Origin of the sequence: Actinocrinis sp., from assembly GCF_035938995.1 — a bacterium.
Classification (GTDB): domain Bacteria; phylum Actinomycetota; class Actinomycetes; order Streptomycetales; family Catenulisporaceae; genus DASZGI01.
The window spans coordinates 1-24,165 of record NZ_DASZGI010000062.1 but is presented as its reverse complement, the minus strand read 5'-3'; the positions used below and the strand labels follow the sequence as shown (position 1 = coordinate 24,165).

At 70.5% G+C, this 24,165-nt stretch carries 25 protein-coding genes; 16 read left to right on the top strand and 9 right to left on the bottom strand.

All coding sequences use genetic code 11. The features are described from left to right. The first annotated feature begins 31 nt into the window (after positions 1–31). Both VGZ32_RS04085 and VGZ32_RS04080 read left to right on the top strand, forming a co-directional pair. The gene (locus VGZ32_RS04085) at positions 32–799 is read left to right on the top strand and encodes a HipA family kinase (protein ID WP_349263476.1); all 768 of its coding nucleotides are present in this window, start codon (positions 32–34) and stop codon (positions 797–799) included. Continuing rightward, on the top strand, positions 796–1,215 hold the full coding sequence (locus VGZ32_RS04080) for a DUF3037 domain-containing protein (protein ID WP_326884444.1): 420 nt from the start codon (positions 796–798) through the stop codon (positions 1,213–1,215). Before VGZ32_RS04085 ends, VGZ32_RS04080 begins: the two co-directional genes overlap by 4 nt. A 33-nt stretch (positions 1,216–1,248) precedes the next feature. Here the strand turns inward: VGZ32_RS04080 and VGZ32_RS04075 are convergent, their stop codons facing one another. The 3 genes from VGZ32_RS04075 to VGZ32_RS04065 form a co-directional block, all read right to left on the bottom strand. Further along, positions 1,249–1,647, bottom strand: a complete 399-nt coding sequence (locus VGZ32_RS04075) for a hypothetical protein (protein WP_326884443.1) — start codon at positions 1,645–1,647, stop codon at positions 1,249–1,251. A gap of 190 nt (positions 1,648–1,837) precedes the next feature. Continuing rightward, positions 1,838–3,145, bottom strand: coding sequence for a UDP-N-acetylglucosamine 1-carboxyvinyltransferase (murA, locus tag VGZ32_RS04070; RefSeq protein WP_326884442.1), 1,308 nt, complete (start codon positions 3,143–3,145; stop codon positions 1,838–1,840). A gap of 64 nt (positions 3,146–3,209) precedes the next feature. Continuing rightward, positions 3,210–3,956: a GNAT family N-acetyltransferase gene (locus VGZ32_RS04065; RefSeq protein WP_326884441.1), complete on the bottom strand. Its 747-nt coding sequence runs from the start codon at positions 3,954–3,956 to the stop codon at positions 3,210–3,212. An 81-nt stretch (positions 3,957–4,037) separates the two neighbouring features. Between VGZ32_RS04065 and VGZ32_RS04060 the strand changes: the two genes are divergently transcribed. Beyond that, positions 4,038–5,498 carry a replication-associated recombination protein A gene (locus VGZ32_RS04060; protein WP_326884440.1) on the top strand — a complete coding sequence of 487 codons (1,461 nt, stop codon included), beginning with the start codon at positions 4,038–4,040 and terminating at the stop codon, positions 5,496–5,498. Here the strand turns inward: VGZ32_RS04060 and VGZ32_RS04055 are convergent. The 4 genes from VGZ32_RS04055 to VGZ32_RS04040 form a co-directional block, all read right to left on the bottom strand. Beyond that, positions 5,485–6,033 (bottom strand): O-acetyl-ADP-ribose deacetylase, encoded by a 549-nt coding sequence (locus VGZ32_RS04055; RefSeq protein ID WP_326884439.1) that lies wholly within the window; start codon positions 6,031–6,033, stop codon positions 5,485–5,487. The two genes, VGZ32_RS04060 and VGZ32_RS04055, sit on opposite strands and share 14 nt — an antisense overlap. A 5-nt stretch (positions 6,034–6,038) precedes the next feature. Next, positions 6,039–6,500 carry a DUF4395 domain-containing protein gene (locus tag VGZ32_RS04050; protein WP_326884438.1) on the bottom strand — a complete coding sequence of 154 codons (462 nt, stop codon included), beginning with the start codon at positions 6,498–6,500 and terminating at the stop codon, positions 6,039–6,041. A gap of 129 nt (positions 6,501–6,629) precedes the next feature. Continuing rightward, positions 6,630–7,103 carry a thioredoxin family protein gene (locus VGZ32_RS04045; RefSeq protein WP_326884437.1) on the bottom strand — a complete coding sequence of 158 codons (474 nt, stop codon included), beginning with the start codon at positions 7,101–7,103 and terminating at the stop codon, positions 6,630–6,632. 74 nt (positions 7,104–7,177) lie between these two features. Beyond that, positions 7,178–8,365: an MFS transporter gene (locus tag VGZ32_RS04040; protein ID WP_326884436.1), complete on the bottom strand. Its 1,188-nt coding sequence runs from the start codon at positions 8,363–8,365 to the stop codon at positions 7,178–7,180. A gap of 154 nt (positions 8,366–8,519) precedes the next feature. Between VGZ32_RS04040 and VGZ32_RS04035 the strand changes: the two genes are divergently transcribed. The 7 genes from VGZ32_RS04035 (at position 8,520) to VGZ32_RS04005 (ending at position 16,895) form a co-directional block, all read left to right on the top strand. Then, a complete protein-coding gene (locus VGZ32_RS04035; protein WP_326884435.1) occupies positions 8,520–9,026 on the top strand; it encodes a GNAT family N-acetyltransferase in 507 nt (168 codons plus the stop codon). A 655-nt stretch (positions 9,027–9,681) separates the two neighbouring features. Further along, entirely contained in the window at positions 9,682–10,092 is a 411-nt protein-coding gene (locus VGZ32_RS04030) for a DUF948 domain-containing protein (RefSeq protein WP_326884434.1), read from the top strand. 7 nt (positions 10,093–10,099) lie between these two features. Continuing rightward, the gene (locus tag VGZ32_RS04025) at positions 10,100–10,354 is read left to right on the top strand and encodes a hypothetical protein (RefSeq protein WP_326884433.1); all 255 of its coding nucleotides are present in this window, start codon (positions 10,100–10,102) and stop codon (positions 10,352–10,354) included. 128 nt (positions 10,355–10,482) lie between these two features. Further along, positions 10,483–13,155, top strand: coding sequence for an alanine--tRNA ligase (alaS, locus tag VGZ32_RS04020; protein ID WP_326884432.1), 2,673 nt, complete (start codon positions 10,483–10,485; stop codon positions 13,153–13,155). Positions 13,156–13,328: 173 nt separating this feature from the next. Continuing rightward, positions 13,329–13,826, top strand: a complete 498-nt coding sequence (gene ruvX, locus VGZ32_RS04015) for a Holliday junction resolvase RuvX (protein WP_326884431.1) — start codon at positions 13,329–13,331, stop codon at positions 13,824–13,826. Beyond that, positions 13,823–16,003, top strand: coding sequence for an endolytic transglycosylase MltG (gene mltG, locus VGZ32_RS04010; protein ID WP_326884430.1), 2,181 nt, complete (start codon positions 13,823–13,825; stop codon positions 16,001–16,003). Before ruvX ends, mltG begins: the two co-directional genes overlap by 4 nt. 10 nt (positions 16,004–16,013) lie before the next feature. Further along, a complete protein-coding gene (locus tag VGZ32_RS04005; RefSeq protein ID WP_326884429.1) occupies positions 16,014–16,895 on the top strand; it encodes a shikimate dehydrogenase in 882 nt (293 codons plus the stop codon). A 22-nt stretch (positions 16,896–16,917) separates the two neighbouring features. Here the strand turns inward: VGZ32_RS04005 and VGZ32_RS04000 are convergent, their stop codons facing one another. Continuing rightward, a complete protein-coding gene (locus VGZ32_RS04000; protein WP_326884428.1) occupies positions 16,918–18,306 on the bottom strand; it encodes a DUF6882 domain-containing protein in 1,389 nt (462 codons plus the stop codon). A gap of 85 nt (positions 18,307–18,391) precedes the next feature. Then, complete coding sequence (locus tag VGZ32_RS03995; RefSeq protein ID WP_326884427.1) at positions 18,392–19,231, bottom strand: SAM-dependent chlorinase/fluorinase; 840 nt, start codon at positions 19,229–19,231, stop codon at positions 18,392–18,394. A gap of 176 nt (positions 19,232–19,407) precedes the next feature. Here VGZ32_RS03995 and aroC point away from each other — a divergent pair, with 176 nt between their 5' ends. The 6 genes from aroC (at position 19,408) to nusB (ending at position 23,724) form a co-directional block, all read left to right on the top strand. Beyond that, positions 19,408–20,643: a chorismate synthase gene (aroC, locus tag VGZ32_RS03990; RefSeq protein ID WP_326884426.1), complete on the top strand. Its 1,236-nt coding sequence runs from the start codon at positions 19,408–19,410 to the stop codon at positions 20,641–20,643. Then, positions 20,643–21,146 (top strand): shikimate kinase, encoded by a 504-nt coding sequence (locus tag VGZ32_RS03985; protein WP_326884425.1) that lies wholly within the window; start codon positions 20,643–20,645, stop codon positions 21,144–21,146. The genes aroC and VGZ32_RS03985 overlap by 1 nt, the downstream gene beginning before the upstream one ends. Next, entirely contained in the window at positions 21,143–22,216 is a 1,074-nt protein-coding gene (gene aroB, locus VGZ32_RS03980; RefSeq protein ID WP_326884424.1) for a 3-dehydroquinate synthase, read from the top strand. Before VGZ32_RS03985 ends, aroB begins: the two co-directional genes overlap by 4 nt. Further along, positions 22,213–22,650 carry a type II 3-dehydroquinate dehydratase gene (gene aroQ, locus VGZ32_RS03975; protein ID WP_326884423.1) on the top strand — a complete coding sequence of 146 codons (438 nt, stop codon included), beginning with the start codon at positions 22,213–22,215 and terminating at the stop codon, positions 22,648–22,650. The genes aroB and aroQ overlap by 4 nt, the downstream gene beginning before the upstream one ends. Before the next feature lie 74 nt (positions 22,651–22,724). Beyond that, complete coding sequence (gene efp, locus VGZ32_RS03970) at positions 22,725–23,288, top strand: elongation factor P (RefSeq protein WP_326884422.1); 564 nt, start codon at positions 22,725–22,727, stop codon at positions 23,286–23,288. A 1-nt stretch (position 23,289) separates the two neighbouring features. Next, the gene (gene nusB, locus VGZ32_RS03965) at positions 23,290–23,724 is read left to right on the top strand and encodes a transcription antitermination factor NusB (protein WP_326884421.1); all 435 of its coding nucleotides are present in this window, start codon (positions 23,290–23,292) and stop codon (positions 23,722–23,724) included. Positions 23,725–24,165: the final 441 nt, after the last annotated feature.

Sequence of the window (24,165 nt, the reverse complement as noted above, 5' to 3'; positions counted from 1 at the left end):
CCCCGTCCCGCGCCGCCGTAAGCTTGATCGCGTGCTGCGCGACGTGACGGCGACCCGGTATGTGACCCCGCTGCGGGAGGGCGGGTCGCTGCCGGCCATCGTCGAGGCCGACGACCTGGGCATGTACGTGGTCAAATTCCGCGGCGCCGGACAGGGCCGCAAGGCGCTGGTCGCCGAGATCGTCGCCGGGGAGCTGGGGCGGCGCCTCGGCCTGCCGGTGCCCGACCTGGTCACCGTGCAGCTGGACGAGGCCCTGGCGAAGGGCGAGCCGGATCAGGAGATCCAGGAGCTGCTGCTGGCCAGCCTCGGCCGCAATCTCGGCGTGGATTACTTGCCGGGCTCGCTCGGCTACGACCCGCTGGCCTTCCCGGTGGACTCGGAGCTGGCCGGGCGGGTGGTCTGGTTCGACGCGCTGATCGGGAACGTCGACCGGTCGTGGCGCAACCCGAATCTGCTGCGCTGGCACGGCCGGCTCTACCTGATCGACCACGGCGCCTCGCTGATCTTCCAGCACAACTGGGCCGGCGCGGCCGGTTCCGCGCGCCGCCCGCCCAAGCTTGAGGACCACGTGCTCGCCCCGTTCGCGCCGGATCTCGCCGCCGCGGACGCGCATCTCGCGCCGCTGGTGACGCCCGAGGCGGTGGACGCCGCACTCCACGAGGTCCCGGACGAGTGGCTGGCGGGCGAGCCGGGATTTGCCACACCGGACGATGTGCGAGCCGCCTTCCGCGACTGGTTCGCCGCGCGGATGCGAGTCCGAGAGCACTGGCTGGCCGGCGTGAGGAGCGGTGCCGCATGAGCGCCTCCGTCGCCGCGCCGGTCCCTGATGCTCCCGCCGAACGCTACGGATTCGAGTACGCGCCACTGCACGCTGTCCCGCGGGTGGACCGTGGGGATGCGGTCAACGTCGGCGTGATCGTGTACTGCCAGAAGCTCGACTTCCTCGCCGCCTCGACCCGGGTCGACCCGGACCGGCTGCTCGCCCTCGACCCCGAAGCGGACGTGGCCGGAATCGAGGCGGCGGTCGCGGCCTACGCGTGCGTATGCCGGGGCGGATCCGGCGCGGGGGCAGCCGGCGCGGGCTCGGCCGGACAGCGGTTCCGCTGGCTCACCGCGCCCCGCTCGACGGTCGTCCAACCCGGCCCCGTCCACCTGGGACTGACCGCCGACCCGGCCGCCGAACTCGCCCGACTGGTCGGCGCACTCATCCCCTGACCGCCCACAGCTCTCGACGACGCGGCCTGCGGCTCAGCCGAAGCCCCTCACGTAGAGGTCGCTGAAGTCCCACGGCACGTCGCCGCCGAGGCAAACGTATCCCGGCCAGGCGCGGGGCATACCCCTCGTTCCGGCCGCCTCGCAGGCGTCGCGGTGGAAGAACGTACCTTCGAACACATAGCCCAGGGGCGGGAAGTCGGCCTGCCCGAGGTCGAGGTCGGCGAAGTCGATGCCGTCAGGAAGCGCGGATACGGTCGAGTCGGCTTCGTCGTCGATCATCGCTGCAGCAACAGGGGTCGAAGCCGACACCGCGGAGCGGGGGTTCGTCGGGCTTGGCGCGCCGGAGAGCAGGTTGGCCCCGTAGGCGCGCGGCGTGACAACGCCCGCTGCGGTCATGGCGGCGGCCAAAGCCAGGGCGAATCGCACGCGCATGCTTCCTCCGGGGCTGTGCGCCGACCGTCCCCGAGCGGCGGCGCGCGGGATGCCGCCTTACCTCGATCCTGACGCGTGCGCACCGCGCCGCGCCCGCAGAGCTGGGCCATGCGGGTGGGTGCGCAGGCTGAGCGGTGCGCGCCGCCCAGCCTGCGAAGTCACGCAGCCGGCGAAGTCGCAAGCCAGCGAATCAGGACTCGACCGGAGTGATCGCCATCCCGATCGACTGCAGCCGGGCGAGCGGCTCGTCGTAACCGCGCTCCAGCGACTCGACGTCCAGCAGCACCGACTGACCGTCCGCGATCGATGCCGCGATCACCGACGAGAACCCGGTGCGCACGTCCGGCACGTGCACCTCGGCGCCCACCAGCTTGGAGGGGCCGTGCACCACCGCGGAGTGCAGATGGTTGGTGTCGTGGAAGCGGCAGGCGTTGCCGCCCAGGCACATCGGGAACAGCTCGATCTCGCAGCCAAGTTGCTGCAGCGCCCTGACGTAGGCGAACCGGTTCTCGAAGACCGTCTCGTGCAGCACGGAAAGCCCGCGCGCCTGGCTCATCAGCACCAGCAGTGGCTGCTGCCAGTCGGTCATGAACCCGGGGTGGGTGTCAGTGTGCACGGCGGCCGAGCGCAGCCCGTCCGGGGCCGACGCGCTGATGTGCTCGTCCTCGATCTCGAACCGGGCGCCCATCGTGCGCAGCGTCTCGATCGCCGTGACCAGCCGGTCCTGAGCGCAGCCGTGCACCCGCACCTGGCCACCGGTCAGCAATCCGGCCACCAGGTAGCTGAACGCCTCCAGCCGGTCCCCGGCCAGCCTGGTGCGCGCGCCGTGCAGCCGCTCGACCCCGTCGATCAGGATCCTGCGGTCCGGTTGCAGCTGGATCCCGGCGCCCATCCGCTGCAGGAACAGCGCCAGTTCGAGGATCTCGGGCTCGATCGCCGCGTTGGTGATGACGGTGCGCCCCTCCGCGAGCACCGCCGAGAGCATCACCGACTCGGTGGCCCCGACGCTCGGGTACGGCAGCGCGACCCGGGTGCCGTGCAGCCGCCGCGCGGTCGCGTGGATCCCGCCCTCGTCCACCGTGATCTGGGCGCCCATCGCGGTAAGCGCCTGGATGTGGAAATCGATCGGGCGCGGTCCGATCTGGTCGCCGCCGACCAGCGGGACGAACGCCTCACCGGTCAGGTTCAGCAGCGGGCCGAGCATCAGGACCGGAATCCGGTTGCGGCCGGTGAACGACTGCGGGACGGTCGGCGCCGGAGTGGCGGCCGGGTCGACCACGAGCGTGTCGCCGTCCCGGTCCACGGAACAGCCGACCGTGCGCAGCATCTGCGCGGTTATCTCCACGTCGCCCACCCGCGGCGCGTTCGCGATGGTGCTCGGACCCCTGCCGAGCATCGCGGCGACCATGTGCTTTGTGACGGCGTTCTTCGACCCGCGCACCGTCACGTCCCCGCGCAGCGGGCCGGCCGGGTCGATCCTCCAGGCTCTCGTTCCCATGGCGGCCATTGTGCCGGGCCGGGGCGTTGCTGGGGTGAAAACTCTGGCCGAATGTGAAAAGCCGTTAATGCTTCAGGTCCACAGACGTGCACTGATGTGTCGTGCGGTAGCCGAGCCGTGCATAGATCCGCCGCGCGGATTCGTTGGGGTGGTAGTGGCCGAGGATGCACTGCGCCGCGCCGTCCGCGAACGCCGTCCGTGTCAGATGCGCGGTGACCGCGGCGCCGTAGCCCCGGCCGCGCGCCTGTGGGGCCGTCGCTATGGAGGCGAGGTACGCCGCGCCGGACGGCCGCAGCGCCAGCGCTCCGGCCGCGAGCAGCTCGCCGTCTCCGACGATGCCCGCCCACACCCGCACATCCGTGTCGTCCGCGTGCTTTGAGTGCGTCGGACTGACCCGATCCAGGAACTCCTCAATCTGCGCAAGGTCCGTCAGCCGCGCGATCCGCGCCTCCTGCGGCTGGGGCGGCGGCGCGGCGTCGGTGAGCATCAGATCCCACTCGTTGACGTCGTCGGAGACAGTCCAGCGTCCGATCGGCACCCCGCGCGGAACGGTGAGCCCGCGCACCTCGCTCCCGCACTCCGTCACCGCTGCGTCAACCAGTGCGGTCACGGCCGCCCCGGTCCCGCTCGCGGTCAGCCACCAGCCCGGGCCCTCGTAGGCCGGACCGACGAACGCGAATCCGCCCGGAGCGCTCCACGCCGCCCGCGCCCCGTCCGGCGCACCTTCCAACATGACCAGCGGATCGCCGGGAGCCACCGCGTGCACCCCCGCGCCGTCGGCCAGCCGCGTCACCCCGATCGTTCCCGTCACGGTCAAGGATTCTCGCACGGCCGGGGGCACGCACAGCCAGGGATTTCCCGCACAGTCGGGGGCGGCGATTAGGCTCGGAGCATGGAGCCGGAGACCCTGTTCGACCCGCCGCCGGGGTCCGGCCCGCCGACCCTCTTCGACGCGGCCGGCCGGGAACGGGCCGAGGCGGGCGCGCCCCTCGCCGTGCGCATGCGCCCGCGCGTCCTGGACGAGGTGGTCGGCCAGGAGAAGCTACGACACCCGGGATCTCCGCTGCGCAGGCTGGTCGAGGCCGCCCCCGGCTCGCGCGCGGTGCCCGCGTCGGTGATCCTCTGGGGGCCGCCGGGCACCGGCAAGACCACGCTGGCGTATGTGGTCGCGCGCAGCACTGCCCGGGTCTTCCGAGAGCTGTCGGCCATCACCGCGGGAGTCAAGGAGGTGCGCGCGGTCATCGACGGCGCGCGGCGCGAGCTGGGCATGTCCGGCCGCGAAACGCTGCTGTTCCTCGACGAGATCCACCGCTTCTCCAAGGCCCAGCAGGACTCCCTGCTGCCCGCGGTCGAGAACCGCTGGGTCACGCTGATCGCCGCGACCACGGAGAACCCGTATTTCTCGGTGATCTCGCCGCTCATGTCCCGCTCGCTGCTGCTGACCCTCGAACCGCTCGACGAGGCCGACGTCAACACGCTGATCGACCGGGCGCTGACCGACGAACGGGGCCTCGGCGGTGCCGTCGGCCTGGACCCGGATGCCCGCGCCGACCTGCTGCGCCTGGCCGGGGGAGACGCGCGCAAGGCCCTGACCGCGCTCGAGGCGGCGGCGGGCGCCGCGAAAGACCAGGACCTTGCGACGGTCTCGGCGCAGGTACTGGCCCAGGCCGTGGACCGCGCCGCCGTGCGCTACGACCGCGACGGGGACCAGCACTACGACGTCGCCTCGGCGCTGATCAAGTCGATCCGCGGCTCCGACGTCGACGCGGCGCTGCACTATCTGGCCCGGATGGTCGAGGCCGGCGAGGACCCGCGCTTCATCGCGCGCCGCCTGGTGATCTCGGCCAGCGAGGACATCGGGCTGGCGGATCCCTCGGCGCTGCCGACGGCGGTCGCCGCGATGCAGGCGGTCTCCTTCATCGGCTGGCCCGAGGCCCGCATCAGCCTGGCCCAGGCGGTCATCGCCCTCGCCCTAGCGCCGAAGTCCAACGCCGCCTGCCTGGCCATCGACGCCGCCCTCGCGGACGTGCGCGGCGGCCTGGCCGGTCCGGTGCCGCCGCATCTGCGCGACGGGCACTACAAGGGCGCCGCCAAGCTCGGCCATGCGCAGGGGTACATCTATCCGCACAACGAGCCGACGGGAGTGGCGGCGCAGCAGTACGCCCCCGACGCCATCCACGGCAAGCGCTACTACAACCCCAGCCGGCACGGTGTCGAGGAGCGCTACGCCGACCGCGTCGAGAAGATCAGAGCCCTGCTGTCACCCCGGGACCCCGGGTCCGCGACCCCTCCCGACGCCGAAAGCTCTCCGGACACCGAATCCACCCCCGACGGACAACCTACTGCCGACTGATCTCAATCCCCAGCTCGGCGCCCGCCTGCTCGAACGCGGCCAGTGCCCGCACGTCGAACAGGACGAACCGGATCTGCCGCACCGAGGTCTCCGTCCCGCGCACCGTGCTTAGCGCGATCCGCGCCGCGCTGTCCAACGGCCATCCGTAGACGCCGGTGGAGATCGCCGGGAACGCCACCGACTCGGCGCCGAGATCGTCCGCGACGGCCAGCGCGTTGCGGTGGCAGTCCGCGAGCAGCGCCGACCGGTCCTCACGCACCGCGTACACGGGCCCGACGGTGTGGATCACCCAGCGGGCTGGAAGGTTGCCGGCCGTGGTCGCGACGGCATGTCCGGTCGGCAGGCCGCCGCCGTAGTGCGAAGCACGCAACTCGCGGCAGGCCGCCAGGATGGCCGGACCGCCGCGCCGATGGATCGCGCCGTCCACGCCGCCTCCGCCGAGGAGCGACGAATTGGCAGCGTTGACGACCGCCTCGGCGTGCTGCTCGGTGATGTCGCCGAGTAGCAGCGTGATCGTGGGCGCGGATCCGGGCACTCCGACTAGCCCACCGGCTGCCGGCGGACCGTGGAGCGGCGGAACAGCAGGTAGATCTCGCAGCCTAGGCAGAAGTCGAACGCCGCGTTGAGGAAGGCCGCCGCCAGCGCGAGCGCCGCCGCGATGACGCCGAGAACCGTGACCCCGCTCAGGTAGCCGATGCTGCCGATCGCCCCGAAAGCTAAGCCGCAGACCTGCGCGAACTGCGGCGGTGCGGGGTTCTCGAGCTCGGTCGGCTTGGCGAGCCTCGGCTGAACGAGGGTCCGGTAGAGGAAGCCGTACGGCGCGTACCTGAGCCCGAGCAGGCCGCCGATGCCGAAGATGACGGTTTGGGCGGCGAGCAGCCATCCGCTGCCGGTCAGCAGCACGACCACGAGGACAAGGCTCGTGATGGCGGCGCCGAAGCGGGGGCCGCGCGGGTCGATGTACGTGGATGTCGAAGGAGAAGTGGTGCTGAGGGTGGGCACGTGTTCACTCCCGAAAACGAGGAGGGCATAGGGAAGCTGGGGTCGGTTATAACCCGGGACACGCGCACGTGCACACGTGGCAGTTGTCCACTGCCCGCCGACGCGTCAAAAGCTGCCCTCGCATGCCTTCTATGCTACGGGGGCGTCAACGCCGTCCGCGGCGGAATTGATAGCTGCAAGCACCTGGTGCTTGCGGGGGACACCTGAAGCGCGCGCGGCGATGCGCCCGGAGCCGTCCAGGATCAGCGTCGTGGGCGTGCGCATGATCCCCAGCTCCCGCACGAGCTCGAGATGCGACTCGGCGTCGATCTCCACGTGCGCGACACCGTCTGTCTCGTCCGCGACCGAGGCCAGGATCACCCGCGCAGCCCGGCACGGCTGGCAGAACGCCGACGAGAACTGCACCAGCGTCGCCCGGGTGCCCAGCTCTTCGCCCAGGTGCCGCGGCGTCAGGAAAGTGCTGGCCGGGACGCCACCGGCGGGCGCGCTCTCCGATCGTCGGCTGTTCGCCACCGTCCGCACCCGCCCGTCAACGCGCTTGCGCCACAGGCCGAAGAAGGTAGCCACCGCCAACACGGCGAACACGACGATCAGCCCAGTCATCACGGCAATTGCAGCATACGCTCGGCGCTGACCTATTCCCGGTCGGACGGTGTTATCACTTCAGGGTTATCACCTCAGGCGGTGCGGTACGCGGGCTGACGGTTCCTGTGCAGCGTGTTGGCGCCCATCGCTATCAGCGCGAGCGCCGCGCCGACCACACCCACCGCCGCGAAGCCGAACGCAGGTGAGGAGTGGTCGATGACCGCTCCCGCGAGCGGCGCACCGATCGCGTTCCCGAGGGTGAGCGCCGCGGCATGGCGTCCGATGGCCTCGCCGCGCGCCGTGTCCGGCACCGCCCGGCTCACTGCGTCGATCGTGGCGGCGATGGTCGGGGCGCAGGCCAGGCCCGCCGGGATGAGCGCGAGGCTGAGCAGCCGCCAGTCGTGTGCCACCCCGACCGGGATCGTGCACGCGCCGAGCAGCGTCATGAGCGTGAGCATGGTCAGCGGGCGGGGGATCGCGCCGTGGACGAAGCCGCCCACCATCGACGCCGCGCACCACGAAATGATCGTGATGCCCGCCCACTCGGTCTGCCCGTGGGCCCGCAGCGTCGCCACGATCGACACGTCCGTGCCGGCCAACACGAGGCACGCCGCCATCGCGACCCCGAGCACCAGCAGGAATCCGGGAGCCAGCCAGTTCGGCCTGATCGGCGCCTCGTCGGCCGACGCGCCGGAGCGCGCGATGATCGGCGGGTTGTAGGCGATCATGACACAGGCGGCCGCCGCGAGCGCGACGCCCATCGCGCGCAGTGTCGAGACCCCGTCGCCGAGCTGGGTGATCAGCAGGACGGCGAGCGCCGGACCGACCATGAACGACACCTCGACGGCCATCGAGTCCAGCGAATACGCCTGCCTGCGCTGCTCCTCCGGCACCCGCGCAGCAAGTGACTGCCGCACCAGGCTGGTCACCGGCACCTGAAGCAGGCCACCGGCGATCGCCGCCGGCACGAGCGCGGCGAACGGCAGCAGCGGGGCGGAGATCCAGAAAGCCAGCGCAGCCACCCCTGTCACCACGAGCACCGGCCGCGGGCCACGCCGGTCGATCACCCGCCCGAGCAGCGGCGCCCCCACGCCCAGCCCGACCGTGAACGCCGCACTCACCAAGCCGGCCGCGCCATAGCCCCTGTGGCGGTCGAGCACCACGCTAAGCGTCAGAGCGACGCTGGTGGCTGTGGCGGGTATGCGCGCGATCAGCCCGACGAGCATGAGCAGCCGTATTCCCGGGATCCGGAGCACGGTGCGGTAAGGGGCCAGGTGCATGACGGTCGACTACCTCCACACCGATACTCGCAGAGGGCGCCGACATCCGTCAGATCGATTTCACATGCGTGAAAGACGCGTCCTCACCCGTCGAACGTGCGAGCGGTAGCCGATCCCTGGCAGCCGCGCCCGCGCCGTCGGTAATGTCCCGGCCATGCGACTGGACCGTACCGACGGCTTCGTTATCTCCGACGACAAGGCTTTGCTGGACATCGACCGGGTGCACGCCTGGCTCTCGACGGACACCTACTGGGCGACCGGCCGAAGCCGCCGCACCGTCGAGAAGTCGATCGCCGGATCGGACGCGTACGGCGTCTACGGCCCGGACGGCGCGCAGGCAGCGTTCTGCCGCATCGTCACCGACCGCGCGACGTTCGGCTACCTGTGCGACGTCTACGTCGACCGCGCGCACCGAGGCAGGGGGATCGGGAAGTGGATGGTCGGCGCGGTGCGCGACGCGTACGCCCCGCTGGGCATGCGACGTCTGCTGCTCGCGACCCTGGACGCGCACGGCCTCTATTCGGGCGCGGGGTTCGTCGCCTTGCGAGAGCCCGGCCTGTGGATGGAGCTGCCTGCGCCCGTGCCGGGCGCTGCTGAATCGGTGCCGGAGGCCGACCGCCCCGCTGTACGACTGCCCGTCGACCTCGAAGAACCCGGATGACGTCGTTTCGCCGTCGGCGTCATGGCATCGCGCACCAAGGCCACCACGTCCTCGACACCGATGCCGAGCTGCTCTGCCCGGCTCGCCCCCATGAGCAGCAGCTGCCCGGTGACGGACTCGGTCCACTCGCGGTCCTGCGGGACCCACTCCCAGAGCTTGTCGATGCCCAGGCTGTCCATGCCGACGAGGCCGTAATCCGTGCGGATTTCCCGGAGCAACCGACCGATGGCCGCGAACCGGTTCTCCCCGGCCCGGCTGCACTCGAGCCGGGCGACGCCGTAATCCTCCAAGAACTCGCAACCGTCCGGCGGCGCCGTCTTCAGCCGCATGTACGCCACGTAGTTCTCGTCGTCCGCCCGCGTGGGGGCGAAAGGCCCGAATCCGAGGCGGAAGCTCCACCTGTCACTGTCGGTCATGCGCACATCGTGGTGGCTGCCGGCCGCCCTCGAACCGCCTCGTCGCACGATCATCACATCGGGCGACCGCGCTCCTGAACCGAAGGCGTCGCGCGCCGCCGTCCGACGCCCGTCGTTGCCGCTCATCGCGCGCACGGGCCGTCCCGTGCTCAGGACCTCACATGCGCACTAACTAAGGAGCCGGACGCGATAAGGTCTGGGCCGACGGGAACGCACAGGGCGAAGGGATGGATCTCAAGGTGTCTGCCGGAGCAGTCGTAGGACTGGTTTTCGCGATCTTCTTCGGGATCGGCGTCGTGTTCCTGTGCTTCGTCCTGATCCGCCTCGCCCAGGTGCTCAAGGAGGCCACCAAGCTGGTCTCCGGGATCACCGACCAGACGGTCCCGCTGCTCGGCGAGATCACCGCCACCGTGGTCACCACGAATCAGCAGCTGGTCAAGGTGGACACCATCACCGACAACGTGGCCAACGTCTCCGGTAACGCCTCCGCCCTCGCCTCAACCTTCTCTGCCACCGTCGGCGGCCCGATGATCAAGGCCGCCGCGTTCTCGTACGGCGTGCGGACCGCGATCGCCAACCGGCGCAAGGCAGAGGTGGACAAGCGCGTTCGCGCGGAGCTCAAGGCCGAGCGCCGGGCACGGAAGGGCTGACGACACCATGTACAAGCGCGTGTTCTGGATCGCCCTCGGCGCGTCCGTCGGCGTCCTCGTGGTCACCAAGGGCGCCAAGACCCTGCGCAAGTTCAGCCCGTCCGGCCTGGCTGACAGCGCCTCGGGGCTCCCCGGCGCCCTCAGCGGCTCGGTCCGCGGCTTCCTCGACGACGTCCAGTACGCCGCCGCCGAGCGCGAGATGGAGCTGTACCGGGCGCTCGGCATGGACAGCCCCGACCCCGACGGCCCCCACGACCGCTGAGCCGGGCCGCTGCGCCGTCCTAAGACACAGCTCCGTCCTGAGACAATGGCTCGTGCGGGCGCGCGCCCGGCCCCCGCCCGCAAGCAGTGAACCGTGCAGTGAAACCCGTTTCGAGAGGCACTGGACCGATGGACTCAGCAGAAATCCGCCGCCGCTGGCTCGACTTCTTCGTCAAGCGCGGACACGCCGAGATCCCGTCCGCCTCGCTGATCGCCTCGGATCCGACGCTCCTGCTCGTCCCGGCCGGCATGGTCCCGTTCAAGCCGTACTTCCTCGGCGAGGAGCCGCCGCCCGCGCCGCGCGCCACCTCCGTGCAGAAGTGCGTGCGCACCCCCGACATCGACGAGGTCGGCAAGACCACGCGGCACGCGACCTTCTTCCAGATGTGCGGCAACTTCTCCTTCGGCGACTACTTCAAGGAAGGCGCCATCACCTACGCGTGGGAGCTGATGACCTCCTCCGTGGCTGACGGGGGATACGGCCTCCCGCCGGAGAAGCTGTGGATCACCGTCTACAAGGACGACGACGAGGCGTACGGGATCTGGCACGACAAGATCGGCGTGCCCGCCGAGCGCATCCAGCGGCTCGGCATGGACTCCAACTTCTGGTCGATGGGCGTGCCCGGCCCCTGCGGCCCCTGCTCCGAGATCAACTACGACCGCGGCCCCGAATACGGCGAGGAGGGCGGCCCGGCGGCCAACGGCGAGCGCTACCTGGAGCTGTGGAACCTGGTCTTCATGCAGTACGAGCGGGGGCCGGGCGACGGCAAGGCGGACTTCCCGATCCTGGGCGAGCTGCCGGCCAAGAACATCGACACCGGGCTCGGCCTCGAGCGGCTGGCCACGGTCCTGCAGGGGGTCGACAACCTCTACGAGATCGATACCTCCCGCAAGATCATGGACCGGGCGGTGCAGCTGACCGGGACCGTGTACGGCAAGGACCACAAGACCGACGTCTCCCTGCGCGTCGTCACCGACCACGTCCGCGCCGCGACGATGCTCATCGGCGACGGCGTCATCCCGGGCAACGAGGGCCGCGGCTACGTGCTGCGCCGGATCATGCGCCGGGCGATCCGCAACATGCGGCTGCTCGGCGCGCACCAGCCGACGATCCACGAACTGGTGGGCGCCACCATCGAGGCGATGGGCCCCCAGTACCCCGAGCTGATCGCCGACCGCGGCCGGATCGACGCGGTCGCGGTCGGCGAGGAGAAGTCGTTCCTGGAGACGCTCAAGACCGGCACCACGATCCTCGACACCGCGGTGGCGACGGCCAAGCGGTCCGGCTCCGCGACCCTCCCGGCGGCCGACGCGTTCAAGCTGCACGACACCTTCGGCTTCCCGATCGACCTGACCCTCGAGATGGCGGCCGAGCAGGGTCTCGCCGTCGACGAGGAGGGCTTCCGCCGCCTGATGTCCGAGCAGCGGACCCGGGCTAAGGAGGACGCGAAGGCGAAGAAGACCGGGCACGCGGACCTGTCGGCGTACCGGGAGGTCTACGACCAGGCGGGCGCCACCGAGTTCACCGGCTACGCCGAGACCACTACCGAAGGCGTCGTGCGCGGCCTGCTCGTCGGCGGTTCGGTCGCGGCGTCGGCGGCGCCCGGCCAGGAGGTCGAGCTGGTGCTCGACCGCACCCCCTTCTACGCGGAGAGCGGCGGCCAGCTGGCCGACCAGGGACTGATCCGCCTCGGCAACGGCGCGCTCGTCGAGGTCGTGGACGTGCAGAAGCCGGTCGGCGACCTGATCGTGCACCGCGCGGTGGTCCGGGACGGCGAGGCCACCCTCGGCCAGCCCGCGGAGTCGGTCGTCGACCTGAGCCGCCGCCACGCGATCTCCCGCGCGCACACCGCGACGCACATGGTGCACCGCGCGTTCCGCGAGCTGCTCGGCGAGACCGCGACCCAGGCGGGTTCGGAGAACGCCCCCGGCCGCTTCCGGTTCGACTTCGCCAGCCCTCAGGCGGTCCCGCCGTCGGTGTTGGCCGACGTGGAGCAGCTGGTCAACGAGGTGCTGGTGGACGACCTCGCGGTCACCGCGCAAACCATGTCGCAGCCCGAGGCCAAGGCGATGGGCGCTATGGCGCTGTTCGGCGAGAAGTACGGCGACCGGGTGCGCGTGGTGTCCGTCGGCGAGTGGGCGCACGAACTATGCGGCGGTACACACGTGCCGAACACCGGACGGCTCGGCCTGGTCAAGCTGCTGCACGAATCGTCGATCGGCGCGGGCGTGCGGCGAGTAGAGGCACTGGTCGGCGCGGACGCCTATAACTTCCTGGCCCGCGAGCACGTGCTGCTCGCGCAGGTCGCCGAGGCGATCAAGGCGCGGCCCGAGGAGGCGCCGGAGCGGATCGCCGGGATCGTCGCCAAGCTGCGCGAGGCGGAGAAGGAGATCGCGGCGCTGCGGGCTGGGCAGGTCCTCGCGGTCGCGGGCGAACTGGCGGCCAACCCGGCTGACGTGCACGGCGTCGCCTACGTCGCGCACCGCGCACCCGACGGCACCACCGCGGACGACCTGCGCAAGCTCGCGCTGAACGTGCGCGCCCGGCTCGGCGCCCGCCCGGCGGTGGTCGCGGTGGCGAGCGCCGCCGGCCAGAAGCCGCTGGTGCTCGTGGCGACCAACGAGGCGGCGCGGGAGGCGGGCCTGAAGGCGGGCGCGCTGGTCCGGGTGGCCGCGCAGGTGCTCGGCGGCGGCGGTGGCGGCAAGGACGACATCGCGCAGGGCGGCGGCACCGACGCGGGAGCGCTCGATGCGGCGCTCGAGTCGGTGCGGCGGCACGTAGAGGCCACCCTCGCCGGTTGAGCCTGCGGCGGCGCGTGGCGCCCCGAGAATAGTGCGGCGCGCATTGAGCCGGAACGCGCCCGCGCGCGTGACACTGGATTGCGGGCAGAGCTGTGCGTGTGACCGGAGGGCGTGCGCTGCCGCACCGTAAGGAGAACTGTTCGTATGACAAGCTGCGGGATGAGACCGGGTATATGAGGCGAGGCAGGCGGCTCGGCGTGGACGTCGGCGCGGTCCGGATCGGAGTCGCCGTGTGCGACCTCGACGGACTGCTGGCGACGCCGCTGGAGACGGTCCGGGCCGGCGCGGGCGACCTGGCCCGGCTGGCCGCGTTGACCGCCGAGCACGAGGCCGTCGAGGTGGTCGTCGGGCTGCCCAGATCGCTGTCCGGCGGGGAGGGCCCGGCGGCGGCGAAGGCGCGCGCCTTCGCCCGGGACCTTGCTCGGACAATTCACCCGATTCCCGTACGCCTTGTCGATGAGAGGTTGACAACCGTGACCGCGACCCGTGGACTACGCGAGTCGGGTGTTCGAGGGCGCAGAAGCCGCTCGGTCGTCGACCAGGCCGCGGCGGTGGTGATCCTGCAGAACGCGCTCGACGCCGAGCGGGCCTCCGGTCGTCCGCCCGGTCATCTGTCCGAGGCCGACGAGGATGTCGCGCCGCACGCCCCGGTGAAGGAGTTCGAGGCTTGAGCGACGACGGTTGGTACGGCGGCGAATCTCAAGAGCCCGTGACCGGAAGCGATCCGTACGGGCGCGGACGGCGCGCGGCCGGGGTGCGACAGCAGTACCCCGAACAGCAGGCCTCCGGCTACTCCGAGCAGCAGTATACACAGGATCCGTATCCGCAGGGCTACGCTTCGGAGTCAGGCCAAGGATATTATCAGGACCCGAATCAGCCCGGCGGATCGCAGGACTGGCACGGCTCGCGGTCGGGTTACTCGCAGGCTGAATACGCGTCACCTGATTATCCGACCTCTGGCTACACGCAGCCCGATTACACGAGGCGCGAGTACTCCCAACCCGAGTACTCCCAACCCGAGTACTCTCAGCCCGAGTACAGGCAGCCGGACTACTCGCAGCCCGATTACTCGCAGAGCGGCAGCTACTCTCAGCCCGGCTACGCCCAACCGGAGCAGGACTACAACTCCTCCAGCACCTACGGCCGACCCAGTCAGGCTTCCCGTCCCGCGGCCCAACAGCAGACGCCGACGCCACAGCCGTACGCGGATCCCTATGCCGCAGACCCGTACGCTTCGGGTACCTACAGTTCCGACCCGTACGCGTCCGGTCCGCGTACCTCTGGTTCCTACGGTCGCCAACAGCAGCCGCAACAACCGCAGCAGCCGCGTCTGGGTGACCCCGCTCAGGCTGACTATGGGTCAGCACGTCGCGCCGACGGATACTCGACGGGCGCCTACGCCACAGCATCCGGTGCGAGCGGTGCCAGCCGCCGCCGCCCCGCCGCGTCCAGCGACGAGTACGGTACGAGCGAGTACGGGGACAGATCGAGCGGCGAGTATGGGGACGGATCGAGTGGCGAGTACGGCTCCGATGAATTCCTGACTCGCCCGCGCCGCTCCGGCACCCCGGCCCGGGACGAGCAGGACTCCCGCGCCAGCACGCGCTCGGAGGCCGCGCGCTCAGAGGTGCCGGGCAGGTCCTCGCGTCGCGCCGTCCCGCCCGCCCGCGACGACGACCACGATGATGACCACTTCAGCCTCATGGACGACGAGGACGACGCAGACGGCGACGGCCGGCGCGGCGGGCGCAAGCTCAAGCAGAAGAAGGGCCGCAACTGCCTGGCCGTGTTCGTCGCCTTCTCCGTCCTGGCCGGCGGCCTGGGCTACGGGGGTTACTCGGCTTACAAGTGGTATCAGAGCAAGTACGGCGCGCCGCCGGACTACACCTCGGCCACCGGCAGCGGGGCCAGCATCGACGTCACGATCCCGACGGGCGCCGGCGGTACGACGATCGGCGGAATCCTCTTCGCCGCCGGGATCGTCAAGAGCCAGCGCGCCTTCACCGACGCGTGCAAGTCGAACACGAACTGCGCGAACATAGAATCCGGCACCTACCTCCTGCCCAAGGGGATCAGCGCCGCCGCGTCCATCACCGACCTGCTCGACCCGAAGACCAAGGACAGCAAGTCCCAGCTGATCACCTACGGCGGAGAGCGCGCCGGCCAGATCTTCGCCGCGCTCGAGCAGAAGACCGGCTGGAAGGACGCCGACCTCCAGAACATCATCGCCACCGGGAACATCGACCTGCCGACGTGGGACACCGCGAAGCCGGGCGCCAAGTTCCCGTACGCGCACATCGAGGGGTTCATCGCCTCGGAGAGCTACAACCTGCCCGACTTCACCAACAACCCGACCGGCCTGCTCAAGAAGATGGTCGACGACCAGCTGGCGGTGTTCAGCCAGGAGAACCTCGCGGTCAAGGCGCAGGCGGCCGGCGAGAGCGAGTACAACATGCTGATCATCGCCTCCCTGGCGCGGGCCGAGGCGGGCAGCAACACCAGCGACCTGAACAAGATCGCCGGCGTGGTGTTCAACCGGCTGAAGTCGACCAACTTCCAGCACCTCGGCTTCGACACCGCGACCCTGTACGGCATGGGCAACGCCACGACCACGCCGAACAACAAGGACGCCACGAACCCGTACAACACCAGCGTCTTCGGCATCAAGGGCCTGCCGCCGGGGCCGATCGACAACCCGGACCAGACCTCGATAGACGCGGCGCTGAACCCGATCACCAGCACCTTCCTGTTCTTCTGCGCGACGCCGGACGGCGTGCAATACGCCACGACGGCGACGCAGTGGCAGCAGCTGGGCGGCAAGTACCCCGGACTGTGCGGGAACCGGTGAGCAGCGGACGATGAGCGGGATCGAGCAGGCGGCGGCCGACAACCCGGCCGCCGCCCGGCGAGCCGCCGTGCTCGGCTCGCCGATCGCGCACTCGCTCTCGCCGATCCTGCACCGGGCCGCGTACCGGCGGCTCGGCCTGGACGGCTGGAGCTACGACGCGTTCGAGGTGGACGATGCGGCGCTGCCGGGCTTCGTCGCCGGGCTCGATGCGGCGAAGTGGGCGGGCCTATCGCTGACCATGCCGCTCAAGCGCGCGATCATCCCGCTGCTCGACACGGTCGGGGCCACGGCGCGCGCGGTCGAAGCGGTCAACACCGTAGTTTTCGGCGCCGACGGCTCTCGGCGCGGCGAGAACACCGACGTGCCCGGCCTCGTCGCGGCCCTGTCCGAGCGAGGGATCACGACGGTGCCAACAGCCGCAGTGCTCGGTGGCGGCGCAACCGCGGCGTCCGCACTGGCTGCGCTCGCCGAGGTGGCGAAGGGCTCGGTGGACGTGTACGTCAGGTCCCTTGAACGCGCGGCTCAGCTGGGCTCGCTGGTCGAATCACTCGGCCTGGACGCACGGCTGCGCCTTTGGGACGAGGCAGCTAAGGGCCTCGACAGCCCGCTCGTCATCAACACGACCCCGAGCGGGGCCGCGGATGAGCTCGTGGCCGCGGTGCCTACCGCCCCAGGCGCGCTGTTCGACGTGCTCTACCATCCCTGGCCCACGCCGCTGGCCGCCGCCTGGGAACGCGGCGGCGGCTGTGTGCTGGGCGGATTGGACCTGCTGATCCACCAGGCCGTGCTCCAGGTCGAGCTGATGACCGGATGCGATCCGTCGCACCGCGCCGACCTGGTCGCCGAGATGCGGGAAGCGGGGACGGCCGCGCTCGCCGCGCGCGACTCCTGAGCGCGCCACGCCGCCGCCCTCGTCAGTTCAGCGCGAGCCCGGTCAGCTGCCCGTCGGGGGAGATCAACGCGGTGAACGGCCCAAAGCCCGGCGCCGCGACGACGATCCCGTCCGGCACGCGGCTCCACTCCCAGCCGTGGTGCTCGATGTATCCGAGCGTGCAGTCGGCGGCGTTCTCGGCGAACGCCGCGGCGCCGTCCATCAGGAAGTTGCCCACGTTTTCCAGCGTCGGCCGCGCCTCGGGTGCCGATTCGTCGCAGACCACGTAGTAGATCCGGCCGCCGCTGCCGTCTGCCGTCGCGGTGTGCCCGATGTAGCCGCGCGCGGTCAGCAGACCCATGCACGTCCAGCAGATCATCTCGGCAGCCGTCTGCGGATCGCCGGGGGAGTCGGCCAGGGCGGAGATGTCCAACGCGGGCGTGACCAATTCGGGGATCTGGTCCCGGTCGCCGATCGCGCGCAGGCTGCGGGACTGCTCGGCGATGGCGGTATCCCGTCCCCAGGTCACCGGATCGGCCCAGGCCCACGTCCAGACCCCGGCGGAGGAAAGCGTGCCGAGCCCGTCAACCAGGAAGTCGCGCCCCGACTGCTGGTACCGGCGGCTGAAGTGGTCGACCGACCAGTCACCCTCGGGCAGGAAAGTGAGGAAAGCCTCGATCTGCTCCCCGACCCAGGCCGCGTGCCGGTTGCCTGCCAAGTTGAACGCCGCGCTGAACTCGGCTGGTTTGGTTACCGGCGGCGCGTCGGCGACCTGCTGCGGCGCCGGTTGTGGCGTCTGCGGGACCGGCTGCGCTTGTGGCTGAGGCTGCGCCTGAACCTGCGGTTGTGGCTGCTGCGCTTCTTGTGGCGGCTGCTGCTGGTTCATCGCCGCGAGGATCTGCGTCGCAGCGGCCCGCCGTACCTCCTGCGGCACCTGAGGCAGCCCGTAATTGCGTGACCTGATGTGCGCGAGCAGCTCAGACTGCGGCGGCAGCTGATACTGCGACATGTAGTAGCCGACCGCGCCGGGCCAAATCCACGACCCGTCGGTGTGGAAGACGCGCGGCACGGCGGCGGGCGCGGCCGCTACCAGCTCGTCCCGCGTCGTGCCGGGAGCGGCCAGCGCGATCGGAGCCTGCGTCAGGTAGGCGACGAGGGCGGGGACCTCGCGCGGATCGAGCTGCTGGCGATCGACCGTGGGCGAACCGTTCGGAGCCACCCTGTCGAAGACCCGCGCCATGTGGAACTGCGCCGCCGCCTGCGCCTGCCCAATCGGCTGCGCCTGTGGGGCACGCTGCGGCGGCTCCAACGGCGAGTGCATCTGCTGCTGAGGAAGGACGGCGCCGAGCCTCGGCTCGACCGGCGGCGCGACCAGCGGCGGAACGGCCCCCGACTCCCCGCCCCGGCGTCCCTCCGTCACATCCCCGGTCATGCCCGCTCCTCGCCCTCGCCCGCCGCGCCAGAGCGCGGCCCCGCGTCCGCAGCCCGCCTCGCGAAACAGCGAGAGTTTGCCACCCTCAAACGCCCACCCGCAACGCGACCGGATCGCCCGGCCGCAGGTCGTACTCCAACGAGGCCGACCGGCCGTTGAGCGCCACCGCGAACATCCCGGCCGAGTCGATGTACCCGACCACCATGCCATCCGCCACATCCGCGAAGGTGTACTTGAACGGCACCTGCACCTCGCCGGTCCGGCAGTTCAACCTGAGCGTCGCGCCTTCGCTGAGCCCTCCGTCCGCCAACAGCCGGACGCCGAGCGAGGTCTGCACGTTGCCGTACCGGTCCACGGTCAGCACCTCGCCCTCCAACCGGTGCGCGGTCAGCCGCGCCACCGGCTCCGCTGCGTGCACCAGATCGTCGACCGCCAGTCGGGCCCCCACCCGCGCCGGGTCCATGCCGGCTGCCACCCGCGCCGCCACCGGGGCGAACACGTCCCGGCCGTGGAACGTCGCCGACACCGGCCGCCGCATCAGGTCCGACTTCGTAATCTCATATACCGACTCGATGCCGCCAAGGACCCGCGCCGCAGGCAACAGCAGTCCATTGTCCGGCCCGACCAAGCACGAACCGTTCACCGTCCGCACCGCCAGCGCGCGCCGCTTGGTTCCCACCCCCGGATCGACGATCGCGAGCAGCACGCCCTTAGGCATATAAGGCGCCGATTGCGCCAGAAGCGCGGCCCCGAGCCGCAGATCGCCCGGCGGAACCTCGTGGCAGATGTCTATCACCCGCACCGTGGGCGCGATCTGCGCGATCACACCGTGGCACACCCCGACGAAGCAGTCCGACCAGCCATAGTCGGACAGAAAACCGACCCACCCCGCTCGACTCGCGGTGGTATCCCCTTGCGCACTCATCGCCGCACCCTAAGGGTCGCAGGTGTCTCAGAAGTAGCCGCCTAGTGACGACCGGTAGTTCCGAATATCGCCAAGTCACCTTCTCGCATGATATGCCGGACAACCGGCCAGGTTACTGCGCCGGGGACGCCGCAGGCGGCTGCGGGCGCCCCGCGCGGCCGTGGGATGATCGAGGCATGTTGCGTTGGCTCACCGCAGGGGAATCGCACGGCCCCGCGCTCGTCGCCGTGCTCGAGGGGATGCCGGCCGGGGTGCGCACCTCGACCAAGTCGCTGTCCGACGCGCTGGCCCGCCGCCGCCTCGGGTACGGCCGCGGCTCCCGGATGAAATTCGAGCAGGACGAGGTCGAGTTCCTCGGCGGCGTGCGGCACGGCCTGACCCAAGGCGGCCCGATCGCGGTGCGCATCGGCAACTCCGAGTGGCCCAAATGGGAGTCGGTCATGGCCGCCGACCCGACCGACACCGCCGGCGCCCTCGACGAGCTTGAACCCGGCTCCCTCACCGGCCAGGCCCGCAGCGCCCCGCTCACCCGCCCCCGCCCCGGCCACGCCGACCTGGCCGGCATGCAGAAGTATGGCTTCACCGACGCCCGCCCCGTCCTCGAGCGGGCCAGCGCGCGCGAGACCGCCGCCCGCGTCGCGCTCGGCGACGTGGCCCGCGCCTTCCTCGACCAGACCGCCGGGATCGCCCTGGTCTCGCACGTCGTCGAACTCGGCCCGGTCCGCGCTCCCGCCGGGCTCGCGCCCACCCCCGCGGACACCGAGCGCCTCGACGCCGACCCGCTGCGCTGCCTCGACCCGGAGACTAGCGCCGCGATGGTCGCCGAGGTGGACGACTGCCACAAGGCCGGGGACACCCTCGGCGGCGTGGTCGAGGTGCTGGCCTACGGCATGCCCCCCGGCCTCGGCAGCCACGTGCAGTGGGACCGGCGCCTGGACGCCCGCCTCGCCGCCGCGCTTATGAGCATCCAGGCCATCAAGGGCGTCGAAGTCGGCGACGGCTTCGAACTGGCCCGGCTGCGCGGCTCGCTCGCCCAGGACGAGATGGAGCCGGCCACCTCCGCCGACGGCACGCGCGGCGTGCACCGGCGCTCCGGCCGTTCCGGCGGCACCGAGGGCGGCATGTCCACGGGTGGCGTGCTGCGCGTGCGCGCCGCGATGAAGCCGATCTCCACCGTCCCGCGCGCCCTCGCCACCGTCGACACCGCCACCGGCGAGGCCGCGACCGCCCACCACCAGCGCTCCGACGTATGCGCCGTCCCGGCCGCCGGGATCGTGGCCGAGGCGATGGTCGCGCTCATCCTCGCCCAGGCGCTGCTTGAGAAGGCCGGCGGGGACTCGGTCGCCGAAACCCGGCGCAACCTCGAGGCCTACCTCGCGGATGTGCGCGAGCGCGGGCTGGAGGTGCTGTGATGAGTCCCAAGGCGATCCTGATCGGCGCCCCCGGCTGCGGTAAGACCACCGTCGGCATGCTGCTGGCCGACCAACTCGGCGTCACCTTCCGCGACACCGACGCCGACGTCGAGGCGCTGACCGGCATGACCATCGCCGACCTGTTCGTCGAGCGCGGCGAAGACTACTTCCGCGACCTCGAGTCCGAAGCCGTCCGCGCCGCGATCCGGTCTCACGACGGCGTCCTCTCGCTCGGCGGCGGCGCCGTCCTGCGCCCGGAGACACAAACCGCCCTGCGCGGCCAGCACGTGGTCTACCTCGAGGTGGACGCGGCCGAAGCGGCACGCCGCGTCGGCCTCAACACCGCCCGCCCGCTCCTGCTCGGCAACGTACGCGGCCAGCTCAGTAGTCTGCTTCAGCAGCGTCGGCCGATATACGAGTCGGTCGCCACCGTCACCGTGAACACCGTCGGGCGCGCCGCGGACGAGGTCGCCGACACGATCGCCAAGGAGCTGGTCGCGTGACCTCCACCGTGATCAAGGTCGACGGCGCCGCGCCCTACGACGTGATCGTCGGCACCGGACTGCTCGGCGAACTGCCCGCGCTGATCGGCGAGAAGGCGGCCAGGGTCGCGATCATCCACCCCAAGGCCCTGACTGCCACCGCGGAGGCGATCCGCGCCGACCTCGACGTGACCTACGAGGCTGTCACCATCGAGGTCCCCGACGCCGAAGAAGCGAAGTCCGTCAACGTCCTGGCTTACATCTGGTCCGTCCTCGGCCAGGCCGGCTTCACCCGGACCGACGTCATCATCGGGGTCGGCGGCGGCGCGACCACCGACCTGGCCGGATTCGCCGCGGCGACCTGGCTGCGCGGTGTGCGGGTCGTGCAGATCCCGACCACGCTGCTCGGCATGGTGGACGCGGCCGTCGGCGGCAAGACCGGGATCAACACCGCCGAAGGCAAGAACCTCGTCGGTGCCTTCCACCCGCCCGCCGGCGTCCTGTGCGATCTCGCCGCCCTGGACACCCTTCCCCCCAACGACTACGTCGCCGGTCTCGCCGAAGTCGTGAAGTGCGGCTTCATCGCCGACCCGGCCATCCTCGAGCTGGTCGAATCCGACCTCGAAGGCGCCAAGACCCCCGACGGCCCGCACACGCGCGAGCTGATCGAGCGCTCCGTCAAGGTCAAGGTCGACGTGGTCTCGGCCGACCTGACCGAGACCGGCCTGCGCGAGATCCTCAACTACGGCCACACCCTCGGCCACGCGATCGAGCGCAACGAGCGCTACCAGTGGCGGCACGGCGCGGCGATCTCCGTCGGCATGGTCTTCGCGGCCGAACTCGGGCGGCTGGCCGGTCGGCTGGACGAGGCCACGGCCAACCGCCACCGCGAGATCCTCGGCGCCCTCGGCCTTCCGCTCTCGTACAACGCGGACGCGTGGCCCAAGCTGCTGGACACCATGCGTATCGACAAAAAGGCCAGGGCCGACCGCCTGCGCTTCATCGTCCTCCAGGGCCTCGCCAAGCCCACGGTCCTCGAAGCCCCCGACCCACAGCTGCTCGTCGCCGCCTACGCCGAGGTGTCCCGTTGACCGGCCACCGGCGCGTCCTCGTGCTCAACGGCCCGAACCTCGGGCGCCTGGGCAGCCGCGAGCCTGACGTCTACGGCTCGACCTCGTACCAGGGTCTCGTCGAGGCCTGCCGCAAGACCGGCGTGGAACTCGGCTTCGATGTCGAGGTCCGCGAGACCAACGACGAGGCCGAGATGATCGCCTGGCTGCACGAGGCAGCGGACACCAAGACGCCGGTCGTCATCAACCCCGGCGCCTTTACGCATTACTCGTACGCGATACGGGACGCCGCTGCGCAGCGCACCGCCCCACTGATCGAGGTGCACATCTCGAATCCGCACGCCCGCGAACAGTTCCGGCACACCTCGGTGATCTCCGCGATCGCCTCCGGGACGATCGCCGGTTTCGGGATCAACTCGTATCTTCTCGCCCTGCGTGCCCTCACCGAACTCTGACGAACTGCCGCACCCCGCACAGCCGGTAGACTTGTCGGTCGCAGACCTGCTCTCACGCTAGGAGTCCCCCGGCCGTGGCCACGACCAACGACCTCAAGAACGGCATGACGCTCAACCTCGACGGCGAGCTGTGGAACGTCGTGGAGTTCCAGCACGTCAAGCCCGGCAAGGGCCCGGCCTTCGTACGCACCAAGCTCAAGCACGTGCTGACCGGCAAGGTGGTCGACAAGACGTTCAACGCCGGGATCAAGGTGGAGACGGCGAACGTCGACAAGCGGACGATGCAGTACCTCTACAAAGAGGCCACCGACTTCGTCTTCATGGACACCGACACCTACGACCAGCTCCACGTGCCGGCCGAGACCGTGGGCGACGCCGCGAACTTCCTGCTGGAGAGCGCCGAGGCGACGGTCGCGACCCACGACGGCATGCCGCTGTACGTCGAGCTGCCCGCCGCGGTCGAGCTGGTCATCACCTACACCGAGCCCGGTCTGCAGGGCGACCGGTCCACCGGCGGCACCAAGCCGGCCACGGTCGAGACCGGCTACGAGATCCAGGTGCCGCTGTTCATCACCGCCGGCGAGAAGGTCAAGGTCGACACCCGCGACGGCAAGTACCTCGGCCGGATCAGCGGCTGACGTGGCGACGAGGAGCAAGGCGAGACGGCGTGCGCTGGAGATCCTGTTCGAGGCGGACCTGAAGGGGGCCGACCCGAGGCAGGTGCTGGCCGACCGCCTTGCCCGGGTCGAGCAGATGACGCCGCAGGACACCGACCCGCGGATCGGCCAGTACGCGATAGAACTGGTCAACGGCGTGATGGAGCACGTCGACCGGATCGACTCGCTGATCGGCGCCTACTCGATCGGCTGGACCCTCGACCGGATGCCCGCCGTGGACCGCAATGTGCTGCGACTCGGCCTCTACGAGCTGCTGTGGAGCGCGGACGTCCCCGAAGTCGTGGCGATCGACGAGGCGGTCTCGCTCGCCCAGCAGCTCTCCACGGAGGAGTCCCCCCAGTTCGTCAACGGTCTGCTCGAGCGCCTGCGCGAACTGAAGCCGACGCTCCAGCCCTGACCAAGCCCTGGCCAAACCGGCCCAGCCACCCGCAACGCGGCAGATCGCTGCTCCCATCGGCTGCAGAGTCGTCACCAACCACGCAATTTGACTCCCACCAGCCGCGCAGGTAATGTTGTTCGGCGTCGCCAAGTGCGGCCGAGCCCGCAAGAGCAGGCCGAGCACGAGGCGAAAACCTTCTTATCCTCTCTTTGAACGAACGCCGAAGGACCGTGTATTCGGTTCGGAGGTGTCGCTGCGTTTGCCTCCACTCGAGTGGAAAAAGCCGCACCGAAGATCTGATAAGATTAGTTTTAGAAGGCACTCACTTGGTCTGGGTTTTTCCTGGGTTTGTGTGTCTGTTTTTTGAGAACTCAACAGTGTGTCATTTGTTTACGATGCCATGTTTTTTGTTTGGTTTGTTCCGGTTTCGGTCGGGACTTGCTGGGATGCTCGACAGGT